Genomic DNA, 6,894 nt, shown 5'->3' on the forward strand with positions numbered 1-6,894 from the left:
CTCTTTAAAAATGACGAAGCTTGCGCTTCATTCAAAAATTGTAAAACTTATTTTTGCCTCATCGTTCAGTTTTCAAAGTTCGTCTGTCGTTCTTGGCGACTTAAATATCTTAACAAGCTATTAACGAGAAGTCAATATCTTTTTTAGATTTTTAAAACCGCTCTCGGCGACGTCTATTAATATATCAATAAAACTTTAAATGCACAATAACTTTTTCAGAAAAACTTTAAATTATTTTTCAGTCTCTGCGTTTTTTGTAGGAAATGATGAACGCGTTTCTAGTTCCTTCATTATATAGAGAAAAAAGTGACCGTTGAATGGACCTAACCATTCGGCATATAAAAAGGCGAGATGGAATATCTCGCCTTACGATCTTAAATTCGAAAGTGAAACTTTGCGTTGCTTCGCCTCTTTTAAATAAAAGAAGTACAATGCTTCCGCTTGTTTAACTTGCGCTGCTAATTCCCCAGTGTCTTCGATACTCACTTCAAGTATGTGACGTTTCGATTCGTACTTCGCCTTAGCATCTAACAGCTCTAACAAAAATCGTTGGTCATATCCGTCTCGGAGAGGTTTGCGAAACCACCTCATAGTTCGCGTCTACCTTCCATCGCTCTTGATAAGGTCACTTCATCCGCATATTCTAAATCGCCGCCTACAGGTAAACCGTGCGCCAGACGCGTTACACGAATCCCAGTCGGTTTTAACAGCCTGGACAAATACATTGAAGTCGCTTCCCCTTCGATATTCGGGTTAGTCGCCAAAATCACTTCACTAATCGCTTCATTCTCTTGAAGGCGCGTCAACAAACTCGATACGTTAATATCTTCAGGGCCAATCCCTTCCATTGGGCTAATCGCCCCATGCAAGACATGGTACTTCCCACGATACTCTCGCATCTTCTCCATCGCAATCACATCTCTAGAATCTTGAACAACACAGACCACCGTCTCGTCGCGATGGGAATCCGTACAAATCGCGCATGGGTCAACATCTGTAATATGCCCGCATACCGTACAATATTTAATATCACGCTTAGCGCTGACAAGAGCCTTAGCGAACGTCAGCACATCGTCTTCTTCCATATCTAATACGTGGAATGCTAGACGTATGGCAGTTTTCGGACCAATGCCCGGCAATTTGGTAAAGCTTTCAATCAAACGTCCGATCGCTTCAGGGTATTGCAACTCACATCTTTCCTTTCTTCACTTAAAAGCCTGGAAGGTTCATCCCTTGCGTAAAACGTCCCATTTTGTCATTAACGAGTTGGTCAGCTTGCTTCATCCCGTCGTTAACTGCTGCCAAAACAAGATCTTGCAACATTTCGACGTCATCTGGATCGACAGCATCTTCAGCGATGATGACATCTAGCACTTCTTTATGTCCACTGACGATAACTTTTACCATGCCGCCACCTGCCGTACCTTCAACAGTCAAGTCTTTCAATTCTTCTTGAGCTTTCGCCATATCTTTTTGCATTTTCTGCATTTGCTTCATCATATTGTTCATGTTTCCCATTCCACGCATGTAGAGCGCCTCCTTTTAAACTTCTTCAATTTCAACGACGTCACCGAAACGTTCAACGGCCTTCGAGACAAGTGGATCTTCTTCAACCACTTCCTCTTCTTTATGATCCGAACGTTCAGCTTGTTTACGAAGGATGAACTCATTCTTCAACTCAACCCAATCGGTCTCTAGTACGGCCATGATTTCTCGACGAATTCCCGTCACTTCAAACAAGGCTTGTTCAATCACGTCTCGCGTGCGACCGTTCGAGCTAACTTGCTCGTAGTGCCACGTCATCCCATCTTTAAATTGTACCAGTAAGGTGTCACTAGCACAAAGCACAGCCTCACTCTCATAGAATAGTGCAAAAATTGGACCATCCTGCGTTCGGATATTCCCCATGATATCTTCCCAGCTATCACGTATTGCGTTTAAATGCTGTCGTTCCGCTCGTTGCAATAATTGACGGATGCGTTCCTTCGGGACTCGAATTTGAGTTCGCTTGGCAACTTTAGGTTTCTCTGTTGTTGCTTCCGCTGCAGGGACTCCCGTTTTTTTGACCTCACTCAACTCGCGACTCAGTTCACGGACCTGCTCTTGAAGTTGTTTCATCTGTTCTGTCATCGTCCGCCCTTGTTCGGCGATACGAATAAACGTTAGTTCTACCAAAACTTTCGGATGATTCGATAATCGCATCTGTTGCTGACAATCATTCAACTCTTCAATCACTTGGAATAGCTCATCTGTCGACGTCGCTTCAACAAATTGTCGGAACGTCTCTGTCGGACGAGCGCGTTCGAGTAAATCGACCGCTTGAGGTGAGGCCTTTAATAGTAAGGCGTCACGATGAACGAATACGAGATCTTCAATGAATCGCTTCAAATCCTTACCTTCACGCAACATCGTTTCCAACGTACTCAAAATTTGATCAAGTTGCTTTTGCTGTAAGCCGTAAGCCATATCGAGCAGAGCATCATCCGTCACCGCGCCGGTCACTTCTAGCACAGCGTCTTCGGTCAAACGGCCATCGCTAAAAGCGAGCGCTTGATCGAGTAGGCTGAGTGCATCGCGCATCCCACCATCGGCAGCACGGGCAATCAGCTTGAGCGCCTCTGGATCATAGTCATAATCTTGATCGTTCAAGATATAGGCCATACGTGTCTGCAATTGACCGACTTCATGCCGTTTCACATCAAAACGCTGACAACGCGAGATGATAGTTGCTGGAATTTTATGCGGTTCTGTCGTCGCCAAAATAAAGATGGCATGCGCCGGCGGTTCTTCTAACGTCTTTAACAAGGCGTTGAAGGCACCTGTCGAAAGCATGTGCACTTCATCGATGATATATACTTTGAAGCGCGCTTGAGAAGGCGGATATTTGACCTTATCCCGGATTTCTCGAATCTCGTCGACCCCGTTATTTGAAGCCGCATCGACTTCAAACACGTCCGGGCTTGTCCCTTCCGTGATTGCAATACAAGTCGGGCACGTATTACACGGCTCTCGTGTAGGCGCCGTCTCGCAGTTGATGGCTTTCGCGATAATTTTCGCCAGACTTGTCTTCCCGGTCCCTCGTGGACCCGAAAACAAATAGGCATGTGACATTCGTTCCTCAAGCAACGCATTTTGAATCGTGCGTGTGATATGAATTTGACCGACAACCTCTTGGAACGACTGCGGACGATAAACCCGATACAACGCTTGATACGCCATGTCCCCGCCTCCTTTCTTCCTTACATTCTCTATTTCATCATACAAAAAAATCTACAACCCTGGGGCCGTAGATTGAAGTTATTAAATAAATCTGCCGCGCACCGATTTCTGAAAGCACGTCAATGTGCGTTACTCATGCAGTTTGCTCGGCCCAAGCACCCCTGCGGCACACGGTACGTCACCACTTAAGGCTGCTTCCTTCCGGACCTGACCTGGTTCATGGGTGACCGTTGCGCAGGACTCAGACGTCAACGCCACTTACACGAGGACAGGCCACACCAATGCACTCCCTCGAATCGGAATTCAGTCTCGCTATAGCGGATTGCGAGTTACAGGGCACCGCTACCTCCCCGCCTAGCACGGCAAATGGGTAAATGAAGTTAGGCACCACGTTGAGTGCTATTACATTATACTGTTTAATCAGGTGGGTTGCAACCTCTCTGTTCAAGCCGCGCCTGCTTCTTCCGTTCTCTAAGGTTTCGGAAGAAGCTCGTCAGCAACTCGCCACACTCTTCTGCTAAAACATTTTCGGTTACTTCGGCTTGGTGATTGAAGCGTTCGTCTTGAACAAGGTTCATGAGCGTCCCACAACATCCACCCTTCGGATCGCGGGCACCAAAGACGACCCGCTTCACACGAGACAGCACGATGGCCCCTGCACACATCGGGCACGGCTCTAACGTGACGAACAGTTCACAATCCTCTAAACGCCAATTGCCGAGCGTCTGGTTTGCCTGCTCAATCGCAATCATCTCGGCGTGGGCCGCTGCCAACAAGTCGGTTTCCCGACGATTATGACCGACGGCAATCACCTCATCACCTTTAACGATGACGCATCCGATCGGGACTTCGCCGATTGCTTCCGCCTTCTTTGCTTCTTCAATGGCAAGCCTCATAAATCGTTCATCTCGTTCCATATACACACTCCGTTTCTAATCACTTATTATGAAAAAAAATGAAAATCATTTCGCTCGCCCTATCCACTTCATTGTATGCTAGAATGGAACTTGCACTTTGGATAATGGAGGATGACATCATATGTTTATAACGGTAGAGGGACCGATTGGTGTCGGGAAAACGTCACTGGCCCATATCATCAGTCAGCACTTTTCAATGCAGATGCTGAATGAAATTGTAGAAGAGAATCCGTTTCTCGGCAAGTTTTATGAAGATATCGACGAATGGAGCTTCCAAACGGAGATGTTCTTCCTTTGCAATCGCTTCAAGCAATTAGACGATATCCACAAACACCACTTGAGTCAACAGCAATCCGTCGTTTCTGACTATCATATTTTCAAGAACTTAATTTTCGCTCACCGTTCCCTGAGACCAGCTCATTTGAACAAATATGAGCAAATCTATAAGATTTTGACACACGATATGCCGAAACCTGATGTCGTCATCTACTTACACGCCAGCATCGAGACGTTAATGAAACGTGTCGCCTTGCGTGGACGTGAAGTAGAAGAGAACATGTCTCGCGATTACCTCGAACAGCTCGCTCATGATTATGAAACGTTTATCGAATCATACCGCGCGACGCATCCCGAAGTGACGATTCTTTCGTTTAGCGGAGATGAGCTCGACTTCGTCCAAAATCCGGATGATTTGACGCACGTCCTCTCGACGATCGAACGTGAATTAGAATTGACTAAAGGAGCAAAAATCAAATGACGCTGAATGAAAAATATAACATTCCGAACGATACGATCATCACGATCGGTGGAATGGTCGGAATCGGTAAATCAACGATCACGAACTCACTTGCCGATGCCCTCAACTTCCGCACTTCACTTGAGAAAGTAGACACGAACCCTTATCTCGATAAATTTTATCATGATTTTGAGCGTTGGAGTTTCCACCTTCAAATCTATTTCTTGGCTGAACGGTTCAAAGAACAGAAGAAAATCTTCCAATACGGCGGCGGCTTTATCCAAGACCGCTCGATTTACGAAGATACTGGCATCTTTGCCAAGATGCACTATGAGAAAGGGACGATGTCTCCAACCGACTACGAGACGTACTCAAGTTTGTTTGAAGCGATGGTACTGACACCATTCTTCCCACACCCTGACCTTCTCATTTATCTTGAAGGCTCATTCGAGCAAGTACTCGACCGCATTCAAATGCGCGGGCGCGAGATGGAACAACAAACACCGATCACATATTGGGAAGAGATGTACGCTCGTTATACGGAGTGGATCAACAACTTCAACCTTTGCCCTGTACTTCGTCTCTCAATCGAAGAGTATGACTTGATCAATGACCCTAACTCGGTTGAACTCATTTTGGAGAAAATCGAGAAACAATTGACGATCGCTCGCGAAGCGAAAGTCAGATAAGTAAAGAAGGTGCACCGCTCGCTTGAGCGGTGCACCTTCTTTTTATGTGTGGGCGATATGAGGTTTCCGGTACGTCGGCGTCTTCCGAGCTTTTCGGAAACCGTCGATGGAATCAAACACTGCTGCCAAAATCGTGATGGCGACGACCAATCCAAATACCCAATCGAACGAGAGCACGCCGTTCGGAACGTTCGTCTCGATCCAGTTCAAAAATCGCGGGTCGAGTAACTGTGGGGAACTGGCCATCCAGATGATGAACGTTGCCGAGGCAATATTGTAGATCAAATTAAACGAAGCGAGCGCATACGTCCAATGTCCGTTCATCCATTTCCATACCCCAAGTACGACTTGAAGCAAGATGACGGTCACAAATAACCAAATCACATCCATCAGGAACGTTTGATTGAAGATGGGAGTGATCATCGTGAACCCCGCGTTCGTAGATTCATAAATCCCTAGTAACTGTTCGGCGTTAATATACACGCCAAACCACACAGCTGTCCAAAACAACCCAAACCCTGCGTCAAATTTACTGATTCGACCGCCCTTCACCCGTTCTTTCAGCTTGGACACATCCCATTTCATATCTGGCGCCGGTACATCATCAGGTGCATAGCGCTCAATCAAAAAGAAGACGAGCGTAATCCAAAACACGAGCTGAATCCCGACCTCCCATAGCGCATCGAACATGTTCGTCAAAAATGTGCCGATCGTCGGCATAAGCGGTCCTGAGAACGTCGGCATGCTAGACAACACGAGACCGAAGAAAACGACAGCTAAGACGATTGGAACGACAAGTTTAATTACGGTCACATACATTGGGAAAAAGCGTGGTCCGATGACATACTGTCCTTCCTTATAACGTGCGGCAACGACGGTTGGATGCCCACTCTCTTCTAACACTCGTTTCACGTCCGCCTCAGTCGGATGTTCGGGCAATGCCAGCTCAATCGATTGCCGAATCGAGGTAGCCGCCTCCTCGCGCCGTTTCGGAGGAACATGCCGTACGACCTCATCGATATACATCTCAATCCAATCCATGACGCTCATCTCCTTCCTTACGCGCCACTATAGTCTACTCTATGTAGATTCCCGGTTTACGCGCGGCTTAGCCAGATTTCGTCGGATTGCCACAAACAAAAAAAGCCGCAGACCGGAGTCTACGACCATAAAAAAAAACGCATCTGCCCATGCAGATGCCAAAACAAGCGGAGTTGGTGGGATTCGAACCCACGCGAGCCTTACGACTCCTAACGGATTTCGAGTCCGTCCCCTTCAGCCGGGCTTGGGTACAACTCCAGGCTTAAAAAAGTGTAAAAAAAAGAAAGTGGAG

8 protein-coding genes, 1 tRNA gene and 1 other RNA gene are annotated in these 6,894 nt (G+C 46.7%); 2 read left to right on the top strand and 8 right to left on the bottom strand.

What is annotated here, in order from left to right:
* Window positions 1-366 precede the first annotated feature (366 nt).
* The 6 genes from KNP06_RS14795 to tadA form a co-directional block, all read right to left on the bottom strand.
* Window positions 367-591, bottom strand: a complete 225-nt coding sequence (locus tag KNP06_RS14795) for a YaaL family protein (protein ID WP_034781883.1) — start codon at window positions 589-591, stop codon at window positions 367-369.
* Window positions 588-1,187 carry a recombination mediator RecR gene (recR, locus tag KNP06_RS14800; protein WP_021065285.1) on the bottom strand — a complete coding sequence of 200 codons (600 nt, stop codon included), beginning with the start codon at window positions 1,185-1,187 and terminating at the stop codon, window positions 588-590. Before recR ends, KNP06_RS14795 begins: the two co-directional genes overlap by 4 nt.
* 22 nt (window positions 1,188-1,209) lie before the next feature.
* Entirely contained in the window at window positions 1,210-1,527 is a 318-nt protein-coding gene (locus tag KNP06_RS14805; RefSeq protein ID WP_034781885.1) for a YbaB/EbfC family nucleoid-associated protein, read from the bottom strand.
* 15 nt (window positions 1,528-1,542) lie between these two features.
* Entirely contained in the window at window positions 1,543-3,219 is a 1,677-nt protein-coding gene (dnaX, locus tag KNP06_RS14810; protein WP_214712900.1) for a DNA polymerase III subunit gamma/tau, read from the bottom strand.
* Between the two features lie 94 nt (window positions 3,220-3,313).
* An RNA gene (gene ffs, locus KNP06_RS14815) (signal recognition particle sRNA large type) lies at window positions 3,314-3,582 on the bottom strand.
* 53 nt (window positions 3,583-3,635) lie between these two features.
* A complete protein-coding gene (tadA, locus tag KNP06_RS14820) occupies window positions 3,636-4,136 on the bottom strand; it encodes a tRNA adenosine(34) deaminase TadA (protein WP_214712901.1) in 501 nt (166 codons plus the stop codon).
* 121 nt (window positions 4,137-4,257) lie between these two features.
* Between tadA and KNP06_RS14825 the strand changes: the two genes are divergently transcribed.
* Window positions 4,258-4,893 carry a deoxynucleoside kinase gene (locus KNP06_RS14825; RefSeq protein WP_034781893.1) on the top strand — a complete coding sequence of 212 codons (636 nt, stop codon included), beginning with the start codon at window positions 4,258-4,260 and terminating at the stop codon, window positions 4,891-4,893.
* A complete protein-coding gene (locus KNP06_RS14830) occupies window positions 4,890-5,561 on the top strand; it encodes a deoxynucleoside kinase (RefSeq protein WP_021065290.1) in 672 nt (223 codons plus the stop codon). Before KNP06_RS14825 ends, KNP06_RS14830 begins: the two co-directional genes overlap by 4 nt.
* Before the next feature lie 42 nt (window positions 5,562-5,603).
* Here KNP06_RS14830 and KNP06_RS14835 read toward each other — a convergent pair whose 3' ends face one another.
* Both KNP06_RS14835 and KNP06_RS14840 read right to left on the bottom strand, forming a co-directional pair.
* The gene (locus KNP06_RS14835) at window positions 5,604-6,602 is read right to left on the bottom strand and encodes a hypothetical protein (RefSeq protein ID WP_214712903.1); all 999 of its coding nucleotides are present in this window, start codon (window positions 6,600-6,602) and stop codon (window positions 5,604-5,606) included.
* Between the two features lie 168 nt (window positions 6,603-6,770).
* A tRNA-Ser gene (locus tag KNP06_RS14840) sits at window positions 6,771-6,860 on the bottom strand.
* Window positions 6,861-6,894 lie beyond the last annotated feature (34 nt).

Source organism: Exiguobacterium sp. s21, assembly GCF_018617975.1.
GTDB classification, from domain to species: domain Bacteria; phylum Bacillota; class Bacilli; order Exiguobacteriales; family Exiguobacteriaceae; genus Exiguobacterium; species Exiguobacterium mexicanum_A.

Excerpts from the sequence above, each read along its gene's own strand:
- KNP06_RS14795 (WP_034781883.1), bottom strand. The coding sequence starts at position 591 with ATGAGGTGGTTTCGCAAACCTCTCCGAGACGGATATGACCAACGATTT.
- KNP06_RS14805 (WP_034781885.1), bottom strand. The coding sequence starts at position 1,527 with ATGCGTGGAATGGGAAACATGAACAATATGATGAAGCAAATGCAGAAA.
- dnaX (WP_214712900.1), bottom strand. The coding sequence starts at position 3,219 with ATGGCGTATCAAGCGTTGTATCGGGTTTATCGTCCGCAGTCGTTCCAA.
- tadA (WP_214712901.1), bottom strand. The coding sequence starts at position 4,136 with ATGGAACGAGATGAACGATTTATGAGGCTTGCCATTGAAGAAGCAAAG.
- KNP06_RS14825 (WP_034781893.1), top strand. The coding sequence starts at position 4,258 with ATGTTTATAACGGTAGAGGGACCGATTGGTGTCGGGAAAACGTCACTG.
- KNP06_RS14830 (WP_021065290.1), top strand. The coding sequence starts at position 4,890 with ATGACGCTGAATGAAAAATATAACATTCCGAACGATACGATCATCACG.
- KNP06_RS14835 (WP_214712903.1), bottom strand. The coding sequence starts at position 6,602 with ATGGATTGGATTGAGATGTATATCGATGAGGTCGTACGGCATGTTCCT.